This is a genomic window from Celeribacter sp. PS-C1, from assembly GCF_019429625.1.
In the GTDB taxonomy this organism is placed as follows: domain Bacteria; phylum Pseudomonadota; class Alphaproteobacteria; order Rhodobacterales; family Rhodobacteraceae; genus Celeribacter.
The window spans coordinates 222,394-247,854 of the sequence record NZ_JAHXRW010000005.1 but is presented as its reverse complement, the minus strand read 5'-3'; the positions used below and the strand labels follow the sequence as shown (position 1 = coordinate 247,854).

Sequence of the window (25,461 nt, the reverse complement as noted above, 5' to 3'; positions counted from 1 at the left end):
CTGAGTTGATGCATTTAATCGTTACGAATGGTATCGGCCGACAGGCGGATCACATGGTGCGCCAGTTCTTCTGACGTCTTGTCCGGGCGGCCCGTAGAGCCCCCCGGACGAAATTCTGCGGCAATAAGGTCTTGTTGAAGCGGCGCGTTGAGATCGCGCACCCGCGCCATCAGCATCGCGCCCAAAGCCGCGCCGGCTTTTCGATTGTCGACAGCAAAGGTTGCGAGACGCGGCCACATCGCCTGCGCCTCGGGCGAGCCGTCATAGCCGATGATCGACAGATCCGACCCGATCTTGAGATCCAGCGCATGGGCGACATCATAAACCCCGCGCGCCAGAGTGTCGGTGGCGCAGAGAATTGCGGTGGGCGGTTGCTCCATCGCCAACAGCTGACGCGTGGCCTTGGCGGCTTCTTCCGGGTCCAGCACCTCTTCGATCATCAAGGCGGGATCAAAATCCAAGCCTTCTTGTATCAGACCGGCGCGATAGCCGTCGCGGCGCAGATGCGAATAGGCGTAATGGCTGGCGGAGCCGATGTAAGCAATCCGCTCATGCCCCAATTGGGCCAACCAGGTCACGGCCTCGGCCATGGACTTCTCACTTAGAGCATCAAAATAAGAAGTATCAGCGTGATTTTTGCTGCGCCCGTAGCAAATATAAGGCGCATTTTCGCGATCCAGAAAGGCGATCCGCGGATCGTCCCACAGCACACGCGGCAAGATGAACCCGTCGGCTTTGCGGTGCAAAATCAGGTCGCGCATGATCCGCAAGGTATCACCTTCGCTCTCAGAGGTCGCGATGGTGAGCGTCCAACCCTCAGCGGAAGCGGCTTGGGTCAGGCCTGCAAGGAATTCGGCTAGAAACGGCGCATGGGCGTCATGTTCGGAAAGCTCGATCACAAGACCCAAAGAACAGCTGCGCCCGGTCTTGATCGCCTGCGCCTGGCTCATCGGGCGATAGCCCATAGCTTGAGCGGCACGAATGACGCGAATGCGGGTGGTTTCAGAAATATCCGGGTAGCCGTTCAAAGCACGGGAGACCGTTCCCTTCGTCAGGCTGAGCGCCTGAGAAAGATCGGTAATCGTCACCCGCGCATTGTCGCGGGAGCGTCGATCCGGTTTTACGTCTGACCTCACGTGATTCGCCTCCTCTCCATCACAAGAAACCCCGAAACCGGTTTCGGCAATGCGTTTTTATCAATTAGTCCATTTTGGCGCTGCGGCAAATTTGCTGCAGCGCCAAAATGGAAACCATTGATTGGAGTGGGATTTTTCAGGCGATACGGAAGACTTTAGCGGCCTCTTCCTTAGAAATATCGGCCTTGTCGTGGGTCGAGGTCACACGCCCCCGCTCCATGAAAACAAGGCTATCGGCAAGGTCGTAAGCGAACTCGAAATACTGTTCGACCAGCACAATCGCCATGTCGCCACGGTCCCGCAAAAGCGAGATCACGCGGCCGATTTGTTGGATGATATTGGGCTGAATCCCCTCAGTCGGCTCATCGAGCAGCAATAGCTTTGGCTTGATGATCAACGCGCGGGCAATGGCCAACTGCTGTTGCTGACCGCCCGAAAGGTCGCCGCCGCGCCGGTTCATGAACTCCTTGAGGATCGGAAACAGCTCGAAGATTTCATCGGGGATGAAATGTTCGGACTTCGGCAAACAGGTGAACCCGCTCTCAAGATTCTCCCGCACGGTCAAAAGCGGAAAGATCATCCGCCCCTGCGGCACCACCGCGAGGCCTTTCTTGGCCAGATCATGCGCAGGCGCGCGCCCGACATCCTCGCCATCGAGCATCATCGAGCCACCAGACCGCGGATGGGTGCCGGAGATTGCCTTGAGCAATGAAGTTTTGCCAACGCCGTTTGTGCCCATGACACATGTGACCTTTCCGGCCTCGGCCGAAATGTCCACGTCATAAAGGATTTGCGAGCCGCCATAGTGGAGAGAGAGGTTTTTCACATCAAGCATGGTATTCTCTCCTTATCGACCCAAATAGACGTCAATCACGTCTTGGTTTTGCGTCACATGATCCAAAGAGCCTTCGGCCAGAACCGACCCCTCATGCAACACAGTGACCTTGCAGTCGAGGCGCCGAACGAACTCCATATCGTGTTCGACCACCACCACGGCGCGGGTTTTTGCGGCCTCTTTCAGGATGTCAGTCGTGTGTTCGCGCTCGCCCAAGGTCATCCCGGCGGCGGGTTCATCGACCAGCAAAAGCTTAGGATCCTGCGCTAAGAGCATGCCGATCTCCAGCCATTGCTTTTGCCCGTGCGACAGCTCGCCGGATTTGCGCTCCAACTGATCGGAGAGACCGATCTCGGCGGCCAGTTCCTCGACCTTTGCCAAATCCTTGAACTTCGGTCGAAAGAACAGAACCTTGAGCGGATTGCGGTCGTTCTTGACCGCCATCAGCAGGTTTTCGAACACGGTCTGGTCCTCGAACACCGTCGGGCGCTGGAATTTCCGCCCGATCCCGGCGCGGGCGATCTTGGCCTCATTCATGCCGATGAGATTGCGCGACAGCTCGCCCCACAAGACCTTGCCCTCATCAGGTTTCGTCTTGCCGGTCACGATGTCCATAAAGGTCGTCTTGCCCGCCCCGTTGGGTCCGATGATGGCGCGCATTTCTGCGGGACCGATCTCGAAGGACAGATTGTTGATCGCCTTAAACCCATCGAAAGAGACGGAAATGCCGGAGACTTCCAGAAGTGTGCCTGTATTGCTCATTTCTCTGCCTCCTCTTCGCGCAAGCTGCCTTTATCCGGACCAAGCGGCAGGCCGTGCCGGGTCGGCGACATGCGATGCGTGATCAGGTCGAACAACCCGCCGATGCCTTTCGGTGCGAACAGGGTGACCAAAACGAAGGACAGGCCCAGAAGCACCAGCCACCAATCAACCCATTTGATCGTATAGAACCCGAGGTTGATGTCGGGCGCTTGCCCGCCTGTGAAATAGGTCGAGACGAGCGATACGAACCCGGCGCCGATCACCGCGCCGTAGATGCGGCCACGCCCGCCGATGGCGACCCAGACCGCGAGATAGATGGAGGCGATGGGCGCGATCTCGGCGGGGTTGATGATGCCCGCTTGCGGATAATAGAGCGCGCCGCCGATGGCCGCGATCACGGCGGTGAGGGTAAAGACGAAGAGTTTGAAGCCTTCGACCGAGTAGCCCAAGAACCGCACCCGTGCCTCGTCATCTCGGATACCGCGAATGACGGAGCCGAACTTACCGGACACAATGAAGGCGGCGATCAGATAGGTGAGCAGAAGCGCGAAGGCCGAGGCCCAGAAGAACCAGATCGAAATATTGTCCTGCGAGATCGCATCCGCGCCGGGCAGGTTTTGCAGGCCGGACAAGCCGTTGTTGCCGCGCAAGCCGCTGTCGTTCTGGAAGAGGTAGAGCGACAAAGCGAGGGTCATCGCCTGGGTCAGGATCGACAGGTAGACGCCCGTGACCCGCGAGCGGAAGGCCAGCCAGCCGAAGACCAGCGCGAGGATGCCGGGAACCAACACGACCAAAGCGATCTGCGCCCAGAAACTATGCGCAAACGTCCAAATCAGCGGAAAATCCGAAGAGCCGACGACACCGAAAATCTGCGTCCCGATGGCGTCCGAGATTTCCGACGGCGTTGGTGGAATGGGCGCATTGGCCATGCTTTCGATCACGATGATCTCGGTGCGTGCATACATCAGCCACATGCCGATCATATAGCCGCCCAGCCCGAAAAACGCGAAATGGCCCAAGGAGAGGATGCCCGTGTAGCCCCAGACCAGATCCATCGCGATAGCCACCAGAGCGAGGCAAAGCGTCTTGCCCAATGTCTTGACGAAAGAGGTCGAGAGCGCGCCGGTGCCGTAGGCCTCCGACATGAAGGTGACCGCGAGCGTGAAGATTGCGAGAGCCGCGATGAACACCGGGAGGGAGGGGTTTTTCTTGAAGATTTCCATGGATCAATCCCTCTTAATCGCCGGCGGCCCGGCCCTTGAGGGCGATGATGCCCTTGGGTCGGAACTGAATGAAAATGATGATGAAGACGATCATGTAGGTCTGCGCCGCCAGTGTGTTCGACGGGTTGAACCATTCGATGCCCTTTTGCAGGAAGCCGATCATGGTGGCGCCCAAGAGCGTGCCCCAGATGTTGCCAACGCCACCGACGACCACGGTCATGAAGCTTTGGACGATATAGTCGGAGCCCAGCTCGGAGGTCACTTTCGCATAGAGCCCGATCGCCACCCCAGCGATGCCGGCGATGCCCGACCCGAGGCCGAAGGTCAGCATGTTCACCTTGTCGGGGTTGATCCCCATTGAGGCCGCCATACGCGGGTTTTGTGTCACTGCGCGGGTCTCAAGACCGAGGCGGGTTTTTTTCATGATGAAGAGGAAAACGCCCAAGAAGATCAGCGCGAGGATGAAGATCGCGATGCGGATATAGGAGATCGACACAACGTCGTTGAAGGACAGCGCACCGTCGAGCCAACCGGGAGAGGTCAGAGGGCGGGCCTGCGTGCCGAAGATGTTCTTGGCAAGTTGTTGCAGCGCGATTGAGACGCCGAAGGTCGCCAAAAGCGTCTCCAAAGGCCGGTTATAAAGCCAGCGAATGATCAGCCGTTCCATCGCCACACCTGCGGCAAAGGTGACGGCAAAGGCCAATGGGATCGCGAGGATGATGGAGACGGTATAATCCGGCACGATCTGCTGCACGACATAGCCAGTGTAGGCACCCATCATGATGAATTCGCCATGCGCCATGTTGATCACGCCCATGACGCCGAAGGTGATCGCCAAGCCGATAGCGGCGAGGAAATAGATCGAGGCGAGAGACAGACCATCGAGAGACAGATCGAAAAACTGGTTCAGCCCGACAGCACGGTTGATTGAGGTGAGCGTCGCCTCAGCTGCATCGGTGACGGCCTCTGAGGGCTCGTCGTAGACCTCAGCAAAGCGCGCGCCCGTGACGGCCTCTTCCATCGTGAAATTCGGATCGAACGCAGGCACAACGCCCTCTTGCGCCAGACTCGCGTAGGCACGGTCGCGAGCCGCTTGTGTGCTCAATTCGGCCAGCGGCACGCCTGCAACAGCGCCGTTTTCAATATTGCTCTCCAGCGCGGATTTGCGCTCAGCCAAACTGGGCTGAGTTTCAATTAGACCGGCAGACACCAAGAGGTCATAAGCCTCTTCGACAGACAGATCACGCGACCCGGCTCGGAGTTCACGTTTGATATTGGCACTCTCCGAGAGACCATCTGCAGAGACGATTTTCGTCGTCAGAACCGGATTGAGGGCCGCCCGCGCATCCAGTGAAAGCGAGCCTTTGAAGCCTTCGATGGCCTGAACCCGCGCGGTCTCATTCGAGTCGTAGGAAATGGTCAAAAGCCGCTCGGTGGTTTCCTTGAGCGCTTTGATCTCAGGATCGGTCTCGCCCTCAATCGAGGCCCGCAGCGGAGGGAGGTGAGAGGCCTCGCCGTCGCGCTGAATGGCCAAAAGCGCCTCGCGGCGGCGCTCGGGATCGGGGTCGTTCAGTTGGAACTGTACCAAAGCCGCGCCGATCATGGCGCGGATGCCGGAGTTCGGCTTCAGCTGCTCGAGATCGTCTTTACTGGCACTGCCCACGCTTTCGCCCGTGGCAAAATCGATGAGATCATAGGTCGAGCTGTCGATCCTCTCGGCCTTGAAGAACAGCCCGTCGCTTTCCCGTTGCCACATGTCCTTGGCTTGCCACGCTTGCAGCACATCCTGCGCCGCGGGCAGACCGGAGCCCGCGATGGCATCAATTGCCGGACCGATGGTGCGGCGTGAGGATTGAGCAATGATTTCGGCGTGCTCTTGCAGCACATCTTGAATGGTTCGGTCCTGTGCCTGAGCGGAGGAGAGACAGGACAGCAACAGCAGGCAAGCTGCGAGAAAGCTGCGAAGCATGAAACGTCTTTCGAAAGAGAGCTGAGAAGCCCAAGAGGGAGGAAGAAGGGCGGCGCAGGCCGCCCTTCCGGATCGTTCAGGTCAGCTTAGTAGTTGGATTTGAGCTGAACGCAGGTTTCTGTCTCGGTGTTGTACATGCCGCAACCGAGGTCTTTCCAATCGGAGACCAGCACAGCGCTTTCCGGCAGGTAATCGGTCCATGCATCGCCCGGTACCTCTTCGGTCTGGGAAATGATGTCGAACTGACCGTCTTCGAGAATCTCACCGATCAGCACCGGTTTCGAGAGGTGATGGTTCACGTTCATGATGGCGGTGCCGCCCGTGAGGTTCGGGAATTCCTGACCATACATCTCGGCGCGCACGGCATCGACATCGGTGGAACCGGCGGCTTCGACGGCATTCACCCACATGTTGAAGCCGATGTAGTGGGCTTCCATCGGGTCGTTGGTCACACGGGCGTCATCCCCAATGAACGCATGCCAAGCCTCGATGAAGGAGGCATTCTCTTCGGTGTCGGCGGACATGAAATAGTTCCAAGCGGCGAGGTGACCGACGAGGTTGGAAGTGTCGAGACCGGAGAGTTCCTCTTCGCCCACGGAGAAGGCCACAACCGGAATATCATCCGCAGAAACGCCCGCAGCGGCGAGTTCTTTGTAGAAACCGATGTTCGCGTCACCGTTGATGGTTGAGATCACACCCACCTTTTTACCATCGGCGCCAAGTGCCACGACGTCGGCCACGATCTTGGACCAGTCGGAATGGCCGAAGGGGGTGTAGTTCACGAAGATATCTTCTTCCGCGATGCCTTTGTCTTTCAGATAGGCTTCGAGGATGTTGTTCGTGGTGCGCGGATAAACGTAGTCCGTGCCGAGCAGAGCGAACTTCTCAACACCAAGCTCATCGAGGAAATAGTCGGTGGCAGGGATCGCCTGCTGGTTCGGCGCGGCGCCGGTGTAGAACACGTTCTTCGACGATTCCTCACCTTCGTACTGCACCGGGTAGAACAGAAGGCCGTTCAGTTCTTCGATAACCGGCAGGACGGATTTGCGCGACACGGAGGTCCAGTTGCCAAACATGACATCGACGTCATGCACGGTCAGCAGCTCACGCGCCTTCTCCGCGAACAACGGCCAGTCGGAGGCCGGGTCGACCACGACGGCTTCGATCTCACAGCCCAAAACACCACCTTTGGCGTTCTGTTGCTCGACGAGCATCAGCATGGTGTCTTTCAAGGTGGTTTCCGAAATGGCCATCGTGCCCGACAGCGAGTGCAGCACGCCCACTTTCACTGGGCAGTCGGCGGCCATGGCCCCAGAGGCAATTGCGGTGCTTGCAAACAGAGCAGAGGCCAGTGTGGCTTTGAGTTGAGTTTTCACTTCCATGTTCCCTTGTTGGAAGCCGCAGAGCTGTAGCGCCCCTCACGAATGAGATATCCATCTTTTTGTTTTTTATGGATAAAACGCCAACAGCCCCCTTATGCAGCGTTAAAGATTTACATCTTCTGTGCTCAGGCCAGAGAGCCTTTCGCACATGTCCCCGCAACGTGTGGTGATCCATCTGAAACCCTGAGGCCGGAGGCTCATCACGCGCCGCACATGAAGTCTGGAGTTGGTTCAAACGCGCACACAAGACTGTATACAAGCGAACAGGTCGCAAATGCACCCACAGCATAATGTGCTCATTTTTTAGCCACTCAAAGCGCCCCATTGACGCTTTGATGCGCGCCACCAAAAGCCCACGCCGCGTGGCGCAATGGTGCGAATCCCAGCCTCTGCCTGCGATTTAAGCGCGCAAAGCAGCTCTAAACACAAAATTAGGAGCTTGCTGCCATCCTCCACACGCTTGGTTCGATGCCCGGACCGCCAACCAAAATGAACATAACGACTGGAAAGTGTTGGATCAGATGACGACAACGCATGACTTGAAAAATCGTATTGGCAACATTTTCGGCTCTGTCGCCGCGAAAATTTTCGGGATTCTATTTGCCTTGGTGGGCACGACCCTGGCGGCCATACTCGTCTCTGGATCTTTGATTTCCACGATCAATGACGAGGCCGAAACTCTGGTGACGTCATCCTTGCCGCCGCTGGAAACCGCCTCTGAAATTTCCAATTCCGTCTCGTCTCTCAAGGACACCGTGAACACCTTGCTGATCACGAACTCCCATTTAGCAATTCAGGGCGCATTGGATGAGGTCAACGAAGCCAACGCACATCTCCAGCGTCACATGGAAGAGGTTGATCACACGAAATATCCGGGGCTTGAGGACGAGATGACAACGCTCGTGACCAACCTCACCACTCTAGAACAGGCGCGCGAACAGGAGCTTGCGGCGCAGAAACTGAACATGCAGGCACTCGCACAATTGAGCCAGGATGCGCGCACCCTCGGTGACGATTTGCAGAGCCGGATCGAGAGCGCGTCGTTTTCGCTCCTCCTTGCGGGCAACACCGCGACCTCGAAATCAAGCCGCAACCTGAGCCAACTGCTCAAACGCGATGTCGATGCGCTCAAACTCGCTCTGATGATGAAAGCCGAGCTCAATCTGTCTGTCGGTTTGACGCAGTCCTTGCTCGAGACCAATGATGTCGGTTTGCGCTCCGAACTTCATGAAAAGGCCCTTGCAGGACAGGCGCGGATCGACACGATTTTGAATGAGATGGCGGACAACAAAGTGGCGAAGGCCTATGTCGGCACGCTACGCGATGCGATGGCTTTCCCCACAGAATTTCTGAGCCTTTCTCCATCCGAGATGAAAATACGTGCTCGACTATTGCACGCGGCACAAAACGATCTCGATGCCGAAGTGTCTCGCATTGTCGAGCAAACATTGGCCACCTTGGACAAGGAAAGTGCCGATGCGTTGAACACAAATGAGGCGGTGCTCAAGGGTCTTTTGGACACCGACGTGCGCCGCATCACCGATTTGGCGCGCTTTGACACGACCATCAAAACCGTTCTGATCAAGGCCATGCAAGGGGCAGCCTCCAACAACAGCGGCTATATTCAGGCGCTTCAGTTCGAAATCGATGAAATCACGCCAAAGCTCGAGGCGGATATCGCCGAGCTTCCAAAAGAACTTCATGGCATCTTGTCTTCGATATTGACGCAGGTAGATCCAGAAACCGGACTCCTTGCCACCCGCCTCAGAACTCTGACGGCCCGAAGCGAAGGATTTCTGGCCACCTCCGCCGTGTCAGAGGATCTTCTGAACATTTCCGACATCGTAGTCCAGATTTCCGGCGACTCGATTGCGGACATCTCAAACGCAAGCCAAGTGTTGATGTCCACCGCGCAAAATGCCTCGAACACCATGAGCGGCATCACCGCCTTTGCCATTGCGGTCGTTCTGGCCGCCCCTATTCTGACCTATCTCTTCATCATGCGACCGCTAAGCGCGGTGACGACGAGCACCGAACGCCTTGCCGTCGGGGAAATGACCGAAATAAAACGGGTTGGAGGTCGCTACGGTGAGATTGCTCGACTGTTCTCCGCCTTAAGCGTGTTCCGTAACAATTTGGTTGAGAAAGAGCGCATGGAGGCAGAAACCGCCCAACGCAAACAAAAAGAAGTCGAAGCAAAGGCCCGAGCCGCCGAAGACGAACGTGCGCGCGAAGCGGCGGAACAACAACGCGCACTCGAACAAGAGCGCCGAGAAAGAGAGCAGGAAGCCCGTTCAGAAGCCGATCGCCGGAAGCTTGAAGACGCCGCCGAAGCAGAGCGCAAAGCCCGTCATGCCGAACAAACCATGGTGGTCGATGCCTTGGCGGATGGCCTGCGCCGCCTGTCAAAGGGGGACGTGCGCCTGACGATCGATCATGTCTTCCCCGATGGCTATGAGCAGCTGCGTCAGGACTACAATGCTGCCGTCCTGTCCCTGCGCTCTGTGGTCGAACAACTATCGGGGACGTCACAGACGATCCACACCAACTCAAGCGAAATTTCGAATGCTGCGAATGATCTGTCCCAACGGACCGAACGCGCCGCCTCCATGTTGGGAGAAACAGCGTCGGCGCTGACAGAGTTGACCGCCGCCGTCAAATCCGCCGCCGATGGTGCAGCCTCCGCCAACGACACGGTGAGCGGCGCAAAGGCAAATGCACAAAACGCAAGCTCTGTCGTGCAGCAAGCAATCTCCGCGATGGACGCAATCTCGGATTCCTCCGAGAAGATCTCGAAAATCATCTCAGTAATCGACGATATCGCGTTCCAAACGAACCTTCTGGCGCTCAATGCCGGGGTCGAAGCGGCGCGCGCAGGAGATGCCGGTCGGGGTTTTGCAGTCGTGGCCTCTGAGGTCCGCGCAGTGGCGCAACGCTCTTCAGAAGCGGCCCGAGAGATCAATTCCCTGATTTCTGTCTCCGGTCAGGAAGTCGGTCGTGGCGTCACACTTGTCGACCAAACGGGCGAAGCGCTGCGTTCCATTGTTCAGGATGTGTCCGTCATTTCGACACATATGGCGGAAATCGCCACCTCTGCGGAACAGCAATCTGCGGGGATTTCCGAGATCAACAGCGCCGTCGCCAATCTCGATCAAACCACACAACAAAATGCAGCCATGTTCGAGCAGACCACTGCTGCCAGTTTCTCGCTTGCAAATGAGGCGTCTACCCTCAACGACATTGTTGCGCAGTTTGTTTTAAGCGACACCTCCGACGAGCAATCGCTCGTGGATAATGCAGAAGCGCCTGTGTCTTTGGCATCATGATCTTACCCGGGGCAAAAGGTGATGCCAAACTACGCAGATGCCCACCTTTTGCCCCCAGGCGAGTTCAGATGCGACAAGGAAAATCAAGATATGTCATGTGGCCATAAAAACTGGTAAAACCTTGATATGCCTCAAGGAAGATAAGGGTCGTATGGATGCATTTAGCCCTAACCGATCATTCCAGCACAGCAAGGATTGCACGTGACCGTATTCCAGAATGTCCCCTTCGATCAGCTTCAGGTCGGAATGGAGGCCGAAGTCCGACGCCTTTGCGCCGCGGATGATCTCTACGTATTCGCCCATGCCTCCGGCAACCTGAACCCGATGCACCTGCCACGCGAAGATGGCGACAAAGATGGCAAACCTGAAGCCGTCGCACCGTCTTTCTGGGTCGGCTCTCTCATTTCCGCAGTGCTGGGCAACAACCTGCCTGGCCCTGGAACCCTCTACAAATCGCAAAATCTTAAATTTCTTGGACGCGCGCATGCAGGCGATGAGTTGATCGCTCGGGTCAAACTGATCCACAAGGGCGATGCGCGAAGTGCGATTTTCGAAACCACGGTCTCTCTCGCCGACGGCACCCTCTTGGTCGAAGGCGAAGCCGAGGTGATCGCCCCCGAAACACATGAAAGTTTCGATATTCATGATGTCCCGGGGCTAACGGTCGAAAGCCATCGTCATTTCGACAAATTGCTTGAAATGACCGCTGATCTCCCCGCCACGCGTATGGCCGTGGTCGCCCCGGAAGAACCGAACTCGCTGCGTGGCGCCATGATGGCGGCGGACCACAAGCTGATCACCCCTATCCTCTTGGGCGACCAGGATAAGATCCGCAGCACAGCCAAAGAACTTGGGCTGTCTCTCGATGGCATCGAATTGATCCATTGCACAACACATCGCGAGGCAGCGCAACTGGCCGTCACCATGGTGCGCGCAGCCCGCGCCAGCGCGATCATGAAAGGCCACCTGCACACCGACGATCTCTTGCGCCCCATCCTCAGTTCGAATGGCGGCCTCAAAACCGGGCGTCGGCTCAGCCATATTTTCGTGATGGATGTGCCCGGTCTCGATCATCTTCTGATGGTCTCGGACGCCGCCATCAACATCGCGCCGGACCTGCCGACCAAAGTCGACATTGTGCAAAACGCGATCGATCTGGCGATCAGCCTCGGCATCGACACCCCGAAAGTGGGCGTCCTTTCCGCCGTCGAAACCGTCAATCCTAAAATCCCATCCACCTTGGATGCGGCGGCGCTCTCGAAAATGGCGGATCGTGACCAGATCAAAGGCGGGATCGTGGACGGCCCGCTCGCCATGGACAATGCAGTCAGCCTGACCGCAGCCAAGACCAAAGGGCTCAGAGGTGTTGTCGCAGGACATGCCGAAATCCTCGTCGTGCCGAACCTTGAAAGCGGCAATATGCTCGCCAAAGAATTGACATTCATCGCGCACGCCGAAGCTGCCGGTGTGGTGATCGGCGCGCGGTGTCCAATCGTGTTGAACTCGCGCTCCGACAGCGACAAATCGCGACTGGCCTCCTGTGCCGTCGCTGCCCTTCACGCGAAACGTGCGCGGGAGATCACCTGATGGGTCAACGCATTCTCACGATCAACGCGGGCTCTTCTTCGGTTAAATTCGCGCTCTACACCTCTGGCGAAACGCCGGATTGTCTGGCGCAAGGTCTGGTGCAGGGCATCGGATCGACCCCCAGTTTCAAATTCAAATCCGGCGGGCCGACGGAAACGAAACTCATTGATGCGGGGGATCAAACCCAAGCACTTGAGGTCATTTTGGCCGAAATCACACCTCTGCTCGATGGCCAAGACGTCGCGGGCGTCGGGCACCGGATCGTCCATGGCGGCCCCCTGCGCGCCACCCCCACGGAATTGACCCAAGACGTGCTGGCTGATCTCGCGACCTTCAATCCGCTGGCCCCTCTACACCAACCGCACAACCTGTCGGCGGTCGATGCGGCCAAAGAGGCCTTTCCCTATGCGCTGCAAATCGGCTGTTTCGACACGGCCTTTCACCGCAACCACCCTTGGGAAAACGACATCTACGCCATCCCGCGCAAATATTACCAACAGGGCGTGAAACGCTACGGTTTTCACGGGCTGAGCTACGATTACGTCTCGCATCAACTTGTCCGCGACCATCCCGAATTGCACGGCAAGCGGATCATCATGTGTCACCTTGGCAGTGGCGCGTCAATTTGCGCGGTCAACAACGGGGTGTCGATCTCGTCATCCATGGGGTTTTCGCCCCTGGATGGCATCCCGATGTCCACCCGCTCGGGCCACCTCGACCCCGGCATCCTTTTGTATCTCATGGAGACAGAGGGGATGACGGCAAATGAGTTGACCCACATGCTTTATTACGAATCCGGGCTCTTGGGCCTGTCGGGCATCAGCCATGACATGCAGGTTCTCGAAGCCTCGGACGAACAGGGCGCCAAGGATGCAGTCGAGTATTTCGTCTACCGCGTGCGGCGCGAGATTGGCGCCATGGCGGCGACGCTTTCGGGCATTGATGCGCTCGTCTTCTGTGGCGGCATCGGAGAAAATTCTCCCAATATTCGCCTCCAGATCATCGACCGGCTAGGCTTTTTGGGCATCGAACCCGATGTCGAAGCCAACGCCCGAAACGCCACCCTGATTTCCAAAGGCGCCACGCCTGTCTTCGTTATGCCAACGGACGAGGAACAGGTGATCGCCAATGCCGTGGCCAAGGCGCTTGTCCCCGCGCATTAAGCCCGTGGTTTAACTCTCTGCACTCCGCAACACACGTGCGGGGCGCACCCGCATGGCGCGCCATGAGAACAAGAGCGACGTCAAAGACGTCACAAAAATGCCGCCGATTATGATCCAAAGCGCCGCACCAAGAGACAGGGTGAAACCGGCCTCCATCACGAAATGAAGCACCGCCCAAGCCGCCGTCGCGCCAGAGACCAAGGCAACCAAACCAGCACCCAAACCAAGGATCAACGCGCGCAACGCAAAACTTGTCAAAATCCGCGCCCGCCGTGCGCCTAGGGTTTTCAACACCGCCGCCTCATAGCGCCGACGCTCTTCGCCCGCCGCAGCCGTGCCGATCAAGACCACGGCACCGGTCACCAGCGTCGCGATTGCCCCCAAGGTCGTGGCGCTCGCGATGCTTTGAAGCACAGAGACCACACGGTCGATGGCATCGCGCACACGGATCGTGGTGATGTTCGGATAGGCGCGCGCAAGATCGCGGATCAGCGGCGCTTCGGCTTCCTCTTCGGCATAGATCGTCGCGATCCATGTGTGCGGCGCACCGGCGAGGGCGACAGGATTCATGGTCAAGACAAAGCCCATGCCCGCGCCGGAAAAGTCCACATTCCGAAACGAGGTGATCGTCCCGGTGATGTCGCGCCCGAGGATGTTGACCGTCATCTCATCGCCGAGCTTCAATCCCATTTCTGCAGCTTCTTCGGCAGCAAAACTGATCTGCGGCGTGCTGTCTTCTGCGCGCCACCATGCACCGTCGGTCACCTCGGTGTTGTCGGGCGGTGTCTCAGCATAGGTGATGCCCCGATCTCCGCGCAGCACCCAGTGAGGACCTGCGACCTCTTGGGCATCGCGACCGTTGATCTGGGTGATCAGACCTCTGAGCATCGGCGCACTTTCGAACCGGGTGACGCCGGGATCACCTGTGACCCGCGCGGTGAGGCCGTCGATCTGATCCGGTTGAATATCGACGACATAATAGGACGGCGCGCGTTCCGGCAATTCCTGCGCAATGGCGCCGCGCATATTGGCGTCGATCTGACCGATGGCGGAGAGCACCGTGAGCCCGAGCCCAAGAGAGAGCACGACAGACACCGCTTCGCCCCCAGGTCCGCCGATGGAACCGAGAGCGAGACGCAGGGGCAAAGGCGCACCACGCCAACGAGACAGACGGCGCGCAATCGCGGTTAGGGCACGGCCCGCCAACACGAGAAACACGAAGGCGACGGCCAGCCCAGCGAAGGCCCAGAGCACAAGACTTTTGCTGTCGGAAAAACTGACGGCCACACCTACGAGTGAGGCAATCAGCAGGACAATCGCCACAAGATAAGGCCAACGCGGCCAGCCCTTCAGGCCGAAAAACGCATCGCGATAGAGGGCCGCCGGACGAATACGTTCGGCCCGTGCCAAAGGCCATAGCACAAAAATCGCGCTGGCGAAGAGGCCGTAGAGCGCGGCCTCAACGAGAGGCATGAGATGCGGCGTCGCCTCGACCGGCACCGGCAGAAGCGTGCGGATGATCGGGAAAGCGATCAGCGGAAGTAACGCACCTATGATGAGCCCGCCCAGAATGGCAAACCCCGACAATGTGCCGATCTGAAACGCATAGGTGAGAAAAATGGTGCGCCGCTCGGCGCCAAGGGTTTTCAACGTGGCGATGACCGAGATTTTGCGATCCAGATAGGCGCGCACAGCGGCAGAAACACCGACGCCGCCGACCGCCAACCCCGCCAGACCGACGAGCACCAGAAAGGAGCCGAGCCGATCCACGAATCGGTTCACGCCGGGGGCACCGTTGCGGGAATCGCGCCACCGAAAACCGCCGGAAGCAACCTCGACCTCGGCACGGGCTTTGAGGGCATCGAGATCCGTGTTGTCCGGCAGGTCGAGCCGGTAAGCGCTTTCGAACAGGGTGCCAGGCGCCAAAAGGCCAGAGCCTTGCAAGGAACTCAAAGAGGTGATGCTGCGCGGCCCAAGCGAGAACCCCGCGCCCGCTCCATCCGGTTCGCGGGTCAGCTCGGCCATGACGACAAAGGGCACATCGGCCAAGGTCACTCGGTCGCCGATCTCAAGGCCCAGCCGTTCGAATAACATGCGATCCAGCACAATGCCGGGCACACCGTCCTGACCGGCCAGCGCCTCAGACAGCGGAATATCCGGCGAAAGCCCAACCGTGCCGATCAGGGGATAGGCGCCATCGACGGCTTTCACCTGCGTCAGCGCGCGTTCCTCCCCCGCGCCCAGCATCGAGCGGAAATCAGCAATCTCGGAAAGCGCCAGAGAGTGATCTTCCATCCAGGCGCGCTCGTCCTCGGTGGCAAAGCGATAGGTGAATTCCATCTCCGCATCGCCGCCCAAGAGCGCCGCCCCTTCGCGTGCGAGGCCTCTGGAAATCCCGTCGCGCACGGAGGTCACCGCCGCGATTGCCGCAACGCCTAACAGAAGGCTGAGGATCAGAACCCGAAACCCTTTGACGCCCGCACGCAATTCGCGCCGGGCGATGGTCCATGCCAGCCGCGTGCTCACGCCTGTGGCTCCGCATCAAGCCGACCGTCGCGCAACCGAACAACACGGTCACAGCGCGCCGCGAGGTCCGGGGAATGCGTCACCATGACCAAGGTTGCCCCATGACGATCCCGCAAGCCCATCAACAGCTCCATGATCGCCTCGCCCGTCGTGCCGTCGAGATTGCCGGTCGGCTCATCCGCCAAAAGCAATTCCGGACGCGGCGCAGAGGCCCGCGCCAAGGCGACACGCTGCTGTTCGCCGCCCGACATTTGCGCCGGGTAATGATCTGCCCGCGCACCGAGCCCCACGGCCTCCAACTCCGCCCGCGCGCGCTCGAAGGCATCAGCCACGCCCGCAAGCTCCAGCGGGATCGCCACATTTTCCAAAGCCGTCATCGTCGGAATGAGGTGGAAAGACTGGAACACCACCCCCATATGATCTCTGCGAAACTGCGCCAGTTGATCCTCGTTCATCGCGCTCAGATCGCGCCCGAGCACCGACACCCGACCGCCGCTGGCCCGTTCCAGCCCACCCAAAACCATGAGGAGCGATGACTTGCCGGACCCAGACGGCCCAACAAGCCCAAGCGTCTCGCCACGTTTGACCTCCAGTGAAATGCCGCGCAAAATGTCGACTGGCCCCGCATTGCCATCCAGAGACAGCTGGATGTCTTGGGTGGCGATGATCGGCTCTGTCATGTTGGGTCCTTGAGGAGATATCTTATTGATCTGTGACACATATGGGGCCACACGCCGCCTCGGCAACCATCTCTCACGTATCTTGGTCAAGATTGTCTTGATTGGCCTGCCCGCGATGGCTGCCGCCGAACCTGTGCGCATCGTGGCTCTCGGCGACAGTCTGACACAGGGTTACGGACTCATTCAACAAGACGGGTTCACGGCGCAGTTGCAACGTTGGCTTGATGCGCATGAGGCGGAGGCGACCATCGTTAACGCGGGCGTGTCTGGCGACACGACGGCGGGGGGACTGAGCCGGGTCGATTGGAGTTTGACGCCGGATATCGACGGGATGATCGTGGCCCTCGGCGGCAATGACCTATTACGCGGGCTGTCGCCGGAGCTGTCGCGCGCCAATCTCACCGGAATTTTGCAGGCCGCAGAGGCGAAAGACATTCCCGTCCTTCTGGTCGGCATGCAGGCCCCCGGCAATTACGGCGCCGACTATAAGGCACAATTCGATGCAATCTATCCGGAGCTGGCCGAAGAGTTCGGCACCCTCCATTTCGAAGGGTTTCTGAAACCTCTGACCGATTTGGCGCCTTGGGAACAGGTGCTCGACACCCATATGCAGCCGGACGGCATCCACCCGAATGCGACAGGCGTGTCGGTCATTGTCGAGGCGATGGGCCCAACGGTTGCCGAACTCGCCGAACTGGCGCGAGAGTGAGGTCGTTCAGGGCTTTGGGTGATCGTCATAATCGCCGGTGAGGATGCGGTTCGCATCGCCGTCCGGGTCGTCATATTGGCGCGAGCGGATCGACCAGAAAAACCCCGCAAGCCCAAGCCCGCCGAGAAAGATCGAAATCGGGATGAGATAGACGAGTACGTTCATGATTTTCCTCTGAGGCGAAGTGCGTTGAGCGACACGGTGATCGAACTGAACGACATGGCCAAGGCCGCCGCCAGAGGCGTAGCGAAACCGGCCAGAGCAATCGGCACAGCGATCAGGTTGTAGAGCGTCGCGATGTTGAAGTTTTCCTTGATCCGCTTGGTGGCGGAGACAGCGACCTGCGTGGCCTCGCCCAGAGGTTCAAGCGTTTTGCCCAGAAGCACCATGTCGGAGACGACCCGCGTCGCCTCCAAAGCAGAGGCCGGCGAGATCGACACATGGGCGGCGGCAAGTGCTGCGGTGTCGTTGAGGCCATCGCCAACCATCAGAACCTTGCGGCCGGAGCGGGTCAATTCGCCCACCCGCAGCGCTTTGGTCTCCGGCAGGCATTCCGCATCCCAGGCTTCGATCCCGATCCGCCGGGCAATGTCGGCCACGGCAGCGGGCGCATCGCCAGAGAGCAGGACCACATCCTTGCCCTGACGTTTCAACGCGGCGACCGCCTCGGCGGCGCCATCACGCAGGTGATCGACGAAGGCAAAGGCAACGGGCGCGTCCTCGCCGATCTTGAGGTAGGTGGCGGTCTGCGACAGCGCCGCAGCGCCGAGCCAAGCTGCACGGCCAAGGCGCACAGTTTCGCCGTTCAATTTGCCCTCGACACCCTGCCCCGGCACCTCAACGATATTGGTCACGTTGGCCGGGGTCACGTCGGCGGCACGTGTGGCATCATAAAGCGCCGCGGACAAAGGATGCGCAGATCCCGCAGCCAAGGCCATCGCCACGCCGCGTGCGAGCGGCGGGATTTCGGAGAGGTTCGACAGCTCCGGCTTGCCCTCGGTCAGAGTGCCGGTCTTGTCGAAAACCACCGTGTCCACCTCGGCGAGACGCTCAAGCGCTGTGGCGGATTTGATCAACATACCGGACCGGAACAGACGCCCTGAGGCAGCTGTGGTCACAGCAGGCACAGCGAGACCCAAGGCACAGGGACAGGTGATGATGAGAACCGCAACCGCGATGTTCAAAGAATGACGCACATCACCGGTGCCGATCATCCAGCCGACAAAAGCAAACAGCGCCAAGAGATGCACGACAGGCGCATAAATCTGCGCCGCGCGGTCGGCGAGAGAGGTGTATCTGTTGCGCGAGGTTTCCGCCATGGCGACGAGATCGGCCATGCGGTGCAGTGAACTATCTTCGCCTGCGGCGGTCACTTTCACCACTAGAGGGCCGGTCAAATTCACCTCACCTGCCGAGACGATGGTATCGACGCCCGCCTCAACCGGAAGGCTTTCGCCGGTCAAAAGGGAACGGTCCAGCTCGGAGGCGCCTTCGACGACGATGCCGTCCACCGGCACGCGAGCGCCGGGCACGACACGCACCAAAGCGCCCTTGGCCAGATCGGTGATCGACACCACCGTGCCATCGGCCAAGGTGGCGCGGGGCACTTCGAGGGCGGCAAGTTCTTCGGCAGCGGAGCGGGCCACGGAGCGGGTGCGGTAATCGAGATAGCGCCCGGCCAAAAGGAAGAACGTCAGCGAAAGCGCCGCATCGAAATAGGCGTGACGCCCGGATTCCATCGTCTCGAAGAGAGACATGCCACCCGCCAAAAGGATCGCGAGTGAAATCGGCACATCCATATTGAGGCGCTTGGCCCGCAGCGCGGTCCAGGCCGAGCCGAAGAACGGTTGCGCGGCATAGGCAATAGCGGGCAACGCAATGGCTGCGGAAATCCAGTGGAACAGGTCGCGGGTGACATCGGAGGCACCGGACCAGACCGCGACGGATAGAAGCATCACATTCATCATCGCAAAGCCGGAGACTGCGATGCGGGTCAGGATGGCGCGGCCTTTCTTGTCCGTCTCGGTCGCCGAAATCGCGCCCGCGTCCAGTTCATAGGCCTCATAGCCCGCGCGGGTCAGCGCGCCTATCAATGTGTCGACGGAGACGTCTTCGTCAGCTTCGATCTGCGCGCGTTTCAGGGTCAGGTTGACCCGCGCGGCGCGCACCCCCGGCTGTTTCGTCAACTCGCGCTCGACGCCCGAAATACAGGCCGCGCAGTAGATCGCAGGCAGGGACAGAACGAAACGCGTGTCACGCACATCGCGCGCATGCGCCGCCTCTTCGGCGGCGGGAGCGGCGACACAGGCCGGACAGGCCGAGATTTGGACCTCAGACATGCTTGGTCTCCCGCGCTCAGCGCTTCACATGAATGACGACGCGCTGGGTGAAATGCGTGCCATCAGCCGCCTTGGCGACCATGCGGTAGTTCCAGTTGCCCTCGGCCAGCATGCCCGTTTTGGCCACATATGCCTCGCCGTTGAACACGAACTCTGGATCTTGATCGTCCACCACGGTGGTCGCGCGCCCCAAGGTGCCGCTGATTTCAGCGACTTCGACAGGGTTGCCCTCCGCATCGCGGATATAGACGAACAGGTTCTCCTGATCGTCCACCGCTTCGACGGTCCACCCCAGGGATTCCTGTGCCTCTTTGTCACGATTGAAGGTCTGGGAGACGCCATAAGAGTTTGCGGTCTCGAGGCCCGGAAAGGTCTTCACGGCCTGCACGGCCATGAAGATGTTCACACCAATGATGACGGCAAAGGCCGATACAGTGATGATGAGGACGTGTTTGCCAGTAATCTCTTTTCCAGTGATTTCGCGTGCCATGTTTTACTGTCCTCGCCCATTGAATACCGAGTCCACGGAAACGCGCTCGTTGGACACGTCGTCTTCGACCCAGAAGGTGAACTCCGTGCGGTCAGACATCGCGGGTTTTGACCCTGCGGGTGCTTCGACATAGGCGCGCACGATCCGCATTTCGTCGGCGTTCACCGGGATGGTATCGCCGGCATCCGTGTCGGAATCCTGCAACGTCACCGTCAGAGCGTCGTTGCCGGTGACACTAACACGGAACTCGCGGGTTTCGCCATGTTTGTTGCGCAGACGCAGGTCGTAAATGTTGCGGATCGCACCATCGGATTGCAGGACGTAGGTCGGGTTACGCACCGGCGCCACGGTCATATCAATATCGGCACGGATGAACAGCGCGAACAAAAGCGCCACGCCAACGCCGGACCAGAGCACGGTGTAAAGAATGGTGCGCGGGCGGAAGATGTGCTTCCAGACGGGTTTCGGCTCTTGGCCGGCGATCTCGCGCGGCTCGTCGGTCAGCGCCATGTAGTCGATCAGACCCCGCGGCTTGCCGATCTTGTCCATCATCTCGTCGCAAGCGTCGATGCAGAGCGCGCAGGTGATGCACTCAAGTTGCTGGCCGTCGCGAATGTCGATGCCCATCGGGCAAACGTTCACACAGGCCATACAATCAATACAATCGCCAAGGTTCTCGGCGCCTGCGCCCTTGCGATGTTTGCCGCGCGGCTCCCCTCGCCAGTGACGATAGCCAACAACGAGTGTGTCTTCGTCCATCATCGCAGCCTGAATCCGCGGCCAAGGGCACGCATAGATACAGATTTGTTCGCGCGCGATAGCGCCGAAAAAGACGGTCGTAGCGGTCAGGATCGCCATGGTCAAATAGGCGATCGGATGCGCATTTCCGGTCACCAAATCGACCAAAAGCGTCGGCGCATCGGTGAAATAGAACACCCAAGCCCCGCCGGTCGCCAGACCGATGAGAATCCAAGTTATATACTTGACCACCCGCAGGCGGACTTTGCGCAAATCCCATTTCTTTTGGCGATGCAGACGCAAACGCGCGTTGCGGTCGCCTTCGATCCAGCGTTCAACCAAAATGAAAAGGTCCGTCCAGACGGTTTGCGGGCAGGCATAGCCACACCACACACGCCCGGCAGCGGAGGTGAACAGGAAAAGACCAAGCCCCGCCATGATCAACAGACCGGCAATGAAATAGAATTCATGCGGCCAAATCTCGATCCAGAAGAAGAAAAAGCGACGGTTGGCCAGATCGATCAGGATCGCCTGATCCGGCAGCTCAGGCCCACGGTTCCACCGGATCCACGGCGAGAGGTAATAAATTCCCAGCGTGATCGCCATGATGATCCATTTGAGATTCCGAAACTTACCCTTCACACGACGCGGGAACACCGGCTCGCGAGAGGCGTAAAGTTTTTCTTCGGGGGGGGTGTCGGTAGAGCTCATGGAGCATTGCCTTTTCACACTGTTCGCGTTTGCACCTTATTGCGGGCGAGGGCTGTACAGAGCCTTGATGTGAATCAAACTTTTGTGACCCTTGGACAAAGATGCATTAAAAACACGCCTTTTTCATGCGACATCCTGCCTCACACCTGCCGACGCGAACAGAACATCGATAGAAAAAGCCGCGGCGCTGACGTGCCGCGGCTTTCAAAATTTGTGGACACCGACCCCGAAGAAACGCGCGAACAGGATCAAGGGCCGGTGCCGCAACCCGGACGTTGCCGCCCGGATGCCGGTGTTATTGACCGCCGCCCAGCTGGTGGACGTAGAGTGCGGCTGCGTTGACTTCGGCTTGCGTCAGACGCTGACCCCAAGCGGGCATCACGCCGAAACGGGCGTTGAAGACCGTTTCATAGACTGCGTCATGATCGCCACCATAGAGCCAGATGGCGTCGGTCAGGTTCGGCGCACCTTGGTAGATGTCGCCGGTGCCGTCTTCGCCGTGGCAGGAGGAACAGTTGATCTCGAAGACTTCTGCACCAGCGGCCGCAAGGTCGACATCATAGGTGCCGCCCACGAGGTTGGTACCGTCGCCTTCGGGGTCGGACAGGGACATGGCGAAGGCCACGGCCTGATCGATTTCCTCTTCGGTCAGCAACTCGTCGGCGCCGAATTTCGGCATCTCGGAGTAGCGGGCTTCGTCGGTTTCGTTACGAACGCCGTGCTGAACGGTATAGGCAACCTCGTCGATGGTGCCACCCCAGAGCCAGTCGTTGTCCAACAGGTTCGGGTAGCCCACGTTGCCAGCAGCCCCGGAGCCGTGACACTGCGAACAGTTGGCCCGGAACACGGCAGCGCCCATGTTCACACCATAGTTGTGTACGTCGGAGCCCACCTCGATCGCGGTGATGTCGGCGGCTGCGAGCTCTGCGTTCACAGCTGCGTTCATCTCCTCGAAAGAGGCGATCTTGCCGGCCACCTCGGCGCGGGTCGACCAGCCGAGCATCCCGGCAGTGGCGCCTTTGACCAGCGGCCATGCGGGCATGGCGATGGTGTAGGCGATGCCCCAGATGATGCAGAGATAGAAGGTGTAAAGCCACCAACGGGGAAGCGGGTTGTTCAGTTCTTCGATCCCGTCCCACGAGTGGCCCGTGGTTTCCACGTCTTTCTTATTGCTCATGTCCTCGCCTCCTTTTCGGCGGGTTTGTCTTCATGCCGGAAGATGATGTCGGCCGTGTCACGATGTTCTTTGCGGGAGCCCGGGCGAAACGCCCAGAACACGACGCCCACAAAGAACAGGAACATGGCCAAGAGCACCCAGCTGTCGGCAAATTCGCGAAGGATGTGATAATCCATCTCGTGTCTCCTCAGCGAGACGCGTCGGGCGTAAAGGTCGAGAAGTCGACCAGCGTTCCGAGCATCTGCATATAGGCGATGAGGGCATCCATCTCGGTGATACCGTCTTGACCGTCGAAGTTGGACACGACAGCGCCGGGGTAGCGTTCCATAAGGCCATCGGTGTCGGCCCACGGGTCAGCCTGCGCTGCAAAGTCTTCTTTCGCGACCTCGATCATCTCGTCGGTGTAAGGCACACCCACGATCCGGTGAGTCGACATCAGATCCTCGATATATTCGGCATCGATGTAACGATCGGAGAGGAACCCGTATTTCGGCATAACCGATTCCGGGACAACAGATTGCGGGTTGGTGAGGTGATCCACATGCCACGCGTCCGAATAACGACCGCCCACACGGGCAAGGTCAGGACCGGTCCGTTTGGAGCCCCACTGGAACGGGTGATCGTATTTCGATTCCGCTGCCAGCGAGTAGTGACCGTAACGCTCCACCTCGTCGCGCATCGGGCGGATCATCTGCGAGTGACAGACATAACAGCCTTCACGCACGTAGATTTCCCGACCGGTGAGCTCCAGCGGGGAGTAGGGGCGCACGCCCTCCACATCCTCGATGGTGTTTTCCAGGTAGAACAGCGGAGCGATCTCGACGATCCCGCCCACGGTGACGACCAGAAGGGCGCCAACCATGAGAAGAGTCCCGTTGGTTTCGATGATCTTATGCTTATCAATGAGAGCCATAGTCGAAACCCTCCCTTATTCGGCCGGCACGGCAGCAGGCTCAACCGCTTTCACGGGGCTGCGACGCACGGTCATGACGAGGTTGTAGCACATGATGATCGCACCGGTGAGGTAGAGCACCCCGCCCATAGCACGCACCACATACATCGGATACTTGGCGGACACGGTGTCGGCAAAGGCGTTCACGAGGAAGCCTTGGCTGTCGACTTCGCGCCACATCAGGCCTTCCATGATACCGGTCACCCACATCGAAGCGGCGTAGAGCACGATGCCGATGGTGGCGAGCCAGAAGTGCCAGGACACGAGGCCGAGAGAGTAGAGACGCTCACGGTTCCACAGGCGCGGCACGAGGAAGTAGAGTGCGCCAAAGGTGATCATACCGTTCCAGCCCAGAGCACCGGAGTGCACGTGACCGATGGTCCAGTCGGTGTAGTGAGACAGCGAGTTCACAGCCCGGATCGACATCATCGGACCTTCAAAGGTCGACATGCCGTAGAAGCCGATGGAGATCACCATCATACGGATCACCGGATCGGTGCGCAGTTTGTCCCATGCGCCAGACAGCGTCATCAGACCGTTGATCATGCCGCCCCAAGAAGGCATCCAGAGGATCACAGAGAACACCATGCCCAGCGTCGAGGCCCAGTCGGGCAGCGCGGTGTAGTGCAGGTGGTGCGGACCGGCCCAGATATAAAGGAAGATCAGCGCCCAGAAGTGGATGATCGACAGTTTGTAGGAGAACACCGGACGTTCGGCTTGTTTCGGCACGAAGTAATACATCATGCCCAGGAAGCCTGCGGTCAGGAAGAAGCCCACAGCGTTGTGGCCGTACCACCACTGGGTCATCGCGTCTTGTACGCCGGACATCACCATGACGGAGCGCGAGCCCAGAATGGAGATCGGCACAGCCAGGTTATTGACGATGTGCAGCATCGCGATGGTGATGATGAAGGACAGGTAGAACCAGTTGGCGACGTAGATGTGCTTTTCTTTACGCTTAAAGATCGTGCCCATGAACGCCAGCAGGTAGGCCACCCAAACGATGGTCAGCCAGAGGTCGATGTACCATTCCGGTTCGGCGTATTCTTTCGACTGGGTCACCCCCATCAGATAGCCGGTCGCGGCCAAAACGATGAAGAGGTTGTAACCCCAGAACACGAACCAGCCGAGGTTGCCGCCCCAAAGACGCGCCGCCGAGGTGCGCTGCACCACGTAGAAGGAGGACGCGATCAAGGCGTTACCGCCAAAGGCGAAAATCACCGCGGAGGTGTGCAGAGGGCGCAGACGCCCGAAGTTGCCGTATCCTTGCAGGAACTCGAAGTTCAACTGCGGGAAAGCAAGCTGGAAGGCAATGAACGTCCCTGCGAGGAAGCCCACAACGCCCCAGCCGGCGGTGGCGATGACACCGGCGCGCACAACGCCGTCAAGATACCCGGTCGGAGCCGGTTTGACGTCACCTGTCGTGCGCAGGGTGTAAATAAAGGTGATGGCTGCAGCGGCCATAAAGATGAGCGCGTGCACCTGATAGGCAAAATCACGCCCGTAGTTGGCGGCAAGGCCGAAGAGAATCACGGCGATCCCCAGCACTGCCAGCTTAATATAGTTCCACATGTTGCGTCCCTTCGTTCATTCGCCCTGTTCTCTGGGCATAGTCGTCCCGCATTCGACCCACGGGTGCCGACAGTGAGCGGTTTGTCTCACATCTCTGTGACCAGCCTTGATCTGAGTCAAAACACTCACATTTAGGATTTTTCTACGAAGAATTCCCAGTCTCTCTCTAGAACCGCGATCATCC

General features: G+C 59.0%; 20 protein-coding genes. 4 read left to right on the top strand and 16 right to left on the bottom strand.

Going from position 1 to position 25,461, the window contains the following annotated elements:
* Positions 1-14 precede the first annotated feature (14 nt).
* From J5Y17_RS09860 to urtA, 6 genes are all read right to left on the bottom strand, one after another.
* Complete coding sequence (locus tag J5Y17_RS09860) at positions 15-1,136, bottom strand: LacI family DNA-binding transcriptional regulator (RefSeq protein WP_219785070.1); 1,122 nt, start codon at positions 1,134-1,136, stop codon at positions 15-17.
* A 136-nt stretch (positions 1,137-1,272) separates the two neighbouring features.
* Complete coding sequence (urtE, locus tag J5Y17_RS09855) at positions 1,273-1,971, bottom strand: urea ABC transporter ATP-binding subunit UrtE (protein ID WP_219785069.1); 699 nt, start codon at positions 1,969-1,971, stop codon at positions 1,273-1,275.
* 12 nt (positions 1,972-1,983) lie between these two features.
* Positions 1,984-2,733, bottom strand: a complete 750-nt coding sequence (urtD, locus tag J5Y17_RS09850) for an urea ABC transporter ATP-binding protein UrtD (protein WP_219785068.1) — start codon at positions 2,731-2,733, stop codon at positions 1,984-1,986.
* Positions 2,730-3,956 (bottom strand): urea ABC transporter permease subunit UrtC, encoded by a 1,227-nt coding sequence (gene urtC / locus J5Y17_RS09845; protein WP_219785067.1) that lies wholly within the window; start codon positions 3,954-3,956, stop codon positions 2,730-2,732. Before urtC ends, urtD begins: the two co-directional genes overlap by 4 nt.
* Before the next feature lie 13 nt (positions 3,957-3,969).
* A complete protein-coding gene (urtB, locus tag J5Y17_RS09840) occupies positions 3,970-5,925 on the bottom strand; it encodes an urea ABC transporter permease subunit UrtB (RefSeq protein ID WP_219785066.1) in 1,956 nt (651 codons plus the stop codon).
* An 86-nt stretch (positions 5,926-6,011) separates the two neighbouring features.
* On the bottom strand, positions 6,012-7,307 hold the full coding sequence (gene urtA, locus J5Y17_RS09835) for an urea ABC transporter substrate-binding protein (protein WP_219785065.1): 1,296 nt from the start codon (positions 7,305-7,307) through the stop codon (positions 6,012-6,014).
* 521 nt (positions 7,308-7,828) lie between these two features.
* Between urtA and J5Y17_RS09830 the strand changes: the two genes are divergently transcribed.
* From J5Y17_RS09830 to J5Y17_RS09820, 3 genes are all read left to right on the top strand, one after another.
* On the top strand, positions 7,829-10,633 hold the full coding sequence (locus tag J5Y17_RS09830) for a methyl-accepting chemotaxis protein (RefSeq protein WP_255572000.1): 2,805 nt from the start codon (positions 7,829-7,831) through the stop codon (positions 10,631-10,633).
* A gap of 195 nt (positions 10,634-10,828) precedes the next feature.
* Positions 10,829-12,220 (top strand): bifunctional enoyl-CoA hydratase/phosphate acetyltransferase, encoded by a 1,392-nt coding sequence (locus J5Y17_RS09825; RefSeq protein WP_219785064.1) that lies wholly within the window; start codon positions 10,829-10,831, stop codon positions 12,218-12,220.
* Complete coding sequence (locus tag J5Y17_RS09820; RefSeq protein WP_219785063.1) at positions 12,220-13,383, top strand: acetate/propionate family kinase; 1,164 nt, start codon at positions 12,220-12,222, stop codon at positions 13,381-13,383. The genes J5Y17_RS09825 and J5Y17_RS09820 overlap by 1 nt, the downstream gene beginning before the upstream one ends.
* Before the next feature lie 9 nt (positions 13,384-13,392).
* On the opposite strand, the gene J5Y17_RS09815 is transcribed toward J5Y17_RS09820, so the two are convergent.
* Positions 13,393-15,909 carry an FtsX-like permease family protein gene (locus tag J5Y17_RS09815; protein ID WP_219785062.1) on the bottom strand — a complete coding sequence of 839 codons (2,517 nt, stop codon included), beginning with the start codon at positions 15,907-15,909 and terminating at the stop codon, positions 13,393-13,395.
* On the bottom strand, positions 15,906-16,589 hold the full coding sequence (locus J5Y17_RS09810) for an ABC transporter ATP-binding protein (RefSeq protein WP_219785061.1): 684 nt from the start codon (positions 16,587-16,589) through the stop codon (positions 15,906-15,908). The genes J5Y17_RS09815 and J5Y17_RS09810 overlap by 4 nt, the downstream gene beginning before the upstream one ends.
* A gap of 115 nt (positions 16,590-16,704) precedes the next feature.
* Here J5Y17_RS09810 and J5Y17_RS09805 point away from each other — a divergent pair, with 115 nt between their 5' ends.
* Positions 16,705-17,298: an arylesterase gene (locus J5Y17_RS09805; RefSeq protein ID WP_219785131.1), complete on the top strand. Its 594-nt coding sequence runs from the start codon at positions 16,705-16,707 to the stop codon at positions 17,296-17,298.
* Positions 17,299-17,304: 6 nt separating this feature from the next.
* Here J5Y17_RS09805 and ccoS read toward each other — a convergent pair whose 3' ends face one another.
* The 8 genes from ccoS to ccoN all read right to left on the bottom strand — a co-directional run bounded on the left by ccoS (position 17,305) and on the right by ccoN (position 25,277).
* The gene (ccoS, locus tag J5Y17_RS09800) at positions 17,305-17,463 is read right to left on the bottom strand and encodes a cbb3-type cytochrome oxidase assembly protein CcoS (protein WP_167602613.1); all 159 of its coding nucleotides are present in this window, start codon (positions 17,461-17,463) and stop codon (positions 17,305-17,307) included.
* Positions 17,460-19,637 (bottom strand): heavy metal translocating P-type ATPase, encoded by a 2,178-nt coding sequence (locus J5Y17_RS09795; RefSeq protein ID WP_219785060.1) that lies wholly within the window; start codon positions 19,635-19,637, stop codon positions 17,460-17,462. The genes ccoS and J5Y17_RS09795 overlap by 4 nt, the downstream gene beginning before the upstream one ends.
* 16 nt (positions 19,638-19,653) lie before the next feature.
* Positions 19,654-20,127 (bottom strand): FixH family protein, encoded by a 474-nt coding sequence (locus tag J5Y17_RS09790; RefSeq protein ID WP_219785059.1) that lies wholly within the window; start codon positions 20,125-20,127, stop codon positions 19,654-19,656.
* A 3-nt stretch (positions 20,128-20,130) separates the two neighbouring features.
* On the bottom strand, positions 20,131-21,576 hold the full coding sequence (ccoG, locus tag J5Y17_RS09785) for a cytochrome c oxidase accessory protein CcoG (RefSeq protein WP_219785058.1): 1,446 nt from the start codon (positions 21,574-21,576) through the stop codon (positions 20,131-20,133).
* Positions 21,577-21,871: 295 nt separating this feature from the next.
* Positions 21,872-22,753 (bottom strand): cytochrome-c oxidase, cbb3-type subunit III, encoded by an 882-nt coding sequence (ccoP, locus tag J5Y17_RS09780; RefSeq protein ID WP_219785057.1) that lies wholly within the window; start codon positions 22,751-22,753, stop codon positions 21,872-21,874.
* Positions 22,750-22,929, bottom strand: coding sequence for a cbb3-type cytochrome c oxidase subunit 3 (locus J5Y17_RS09775; RefSeq protein ID WP_219785056.1), 180 nt, complete (start codon positions 22,927-22,929; stop codon positions 22,750-22,752). Before J5Y17_RS09775 ends, ccoP begins: the two co-directional genes overlap by 4 nt.
* Positions 22,930-22,940: 11 nt before the next feature.
* The gene (gene ccoO / locus J5Y17_RS09770; RefSeq protein WP_219785055.1) at positions 22,941-23,666 is read right to left on the bottom strand and encodes a cytochrome-c oxidase, cbb3-type subunit II; all 726 of its coding nucleotides are present in this window, start codon (positions 23,664-23,666) and stop codon (positions 22,941-22,943) included.
* Between the two features lie 15 nt (positions 23,667-23,681).
* A complete protein-coding gene (ccoN, locus tag J5Y17_RS09765; RefSeq protein ID WP_219785054.1) occupies positions 23,682-25,277 on the bottom strand; it encodes a cytochrome-c oxidase, cbb3-type subunit I in 1,596 nt (531 codons plus the stop codon).
* Positions 25,278-25,461 lie beyond the last annotated feature (184 nt).

Excerpts from the sequence above, each read along its gene's own strand:
- urtC (WP_219785067.1), bottom strand. The coding sequence starts at position 3,956 with ATGGAAATCTTCAAGAAAAACCCCTCCCTCCCGGTGTTCATCGCGGCT.
- J5Y17_RS09830 (WP_255572000.1), top strand. The coding sequence starts at position 7,829 with ATGACGACAACGCATGACTTGAAAAATCGTATTGGCAACATTTTCGGC.
- urtE (WP_219785069.1), bottom strand. The coding sequence starts at position 1,971 with ATGCTTGATGTGAAAAACCTCTCTCTCCACTATGGCGGCTCGCAAATC.
- ccoN (WP_219785054.1), bottom strand. The coding sequence starts at position 25,277 with ATGTGGAACTATATTAAGCTGGCAGTGCTGGGGATCGCCGTGATTCTC.
- J5Y17_RS09805 (WP_219785131.1), top strand. The coding sequence starts at position 16,705 with ATGGCTGCCGCCGAACCTGTGCGCATCGTGGCTCTCGGCGACAGTCTG.
- ccoP (WP_219785057.1), bottom strand. The coding sequence starts at position 22,753 with ATGAGCAATAAGAAAGACGTGGAAACCACGGGCCACTCGTGGGACGGG.
- J5Y17_RS09795 (WP_219785060.1), bottom strand. The coding sequence starts at position 19,637 with ATGTCTGAGGTCCAAATCTCGGCCTGTCCGGCCTGTGTCGCCGCTCCC.
- ccoS (WP_167602613.1), bottom strand. The coding sequence starts at position 17,463 with ATGAACGTACTCGTCTATCTCATCCCGATTTCGATCTTTCTCGGCGGG.
- ccoG (WP_219785058.1), bottom strand. The coding sequence starts at position 21,576 with ATGAGCTCTACCGACACCCCCCCCGAAGAAAAACTTTACGCCTCTCGC.
- J5Y17_RS09810 (WP_219785061.1), bottom strand. The coding sequence starts at position 16,589 with ATGACAGAGCCGATCATCGCCACCCAAGACATCCAGCTGTCTCTGGAT.
- urtD (WP_219785068.1), bottom strand. The coding sequence starts at position 2,733 with ATGAGCAATACAGGCACACTTCTGGAAGTCTCCGGCATTTCCGTCTCT.
- J5Y17_RS09820 (WP_219785063.1), top strand. The coding sequence starts at position 12,220 with ATGGGTCAACGCATTCTCACGATCAACGCGGGCTCTTCTTCGGTTAAA.
- J5Y17_RS09775 (WP_219785056.1), bottom strand. The coding sequence starts at position 22,929 with ATGGATTATCACATCCTTCGCGAATTTGCCGACAGCTGGGTGCTCTTG.
- urtB (WP_219785066.1), bottom strand. The coding sequence starts at position 5,925 with ATGCTTCGCAGCTTTCTCGCAGCTTGCCTGCTGTTGCTGTCCTGTCTC.
- J5Y17_RS09790 (WP_219785059.1), bottom strand. The coding sequence starts at position 20,127 with ATGGCACGCGAAATCACTGGAAAAGAGATTACTGGCAAACACGTCCTC.
- urtA (WP_219785065.1), bottom strand. The coding sequence starts at position 7,307 with ATGGAAGTGAAAACTCAACTCAAAGCCACACTGGCCTCTGCTCTGTTT.
- ccoO (WP_219785055.1), bottom strand. The coding sequence starts at position 23,666 with ATGGCTCTCATTGATAAGCATAAGATCATCGAAACCAACGGGACTCTT.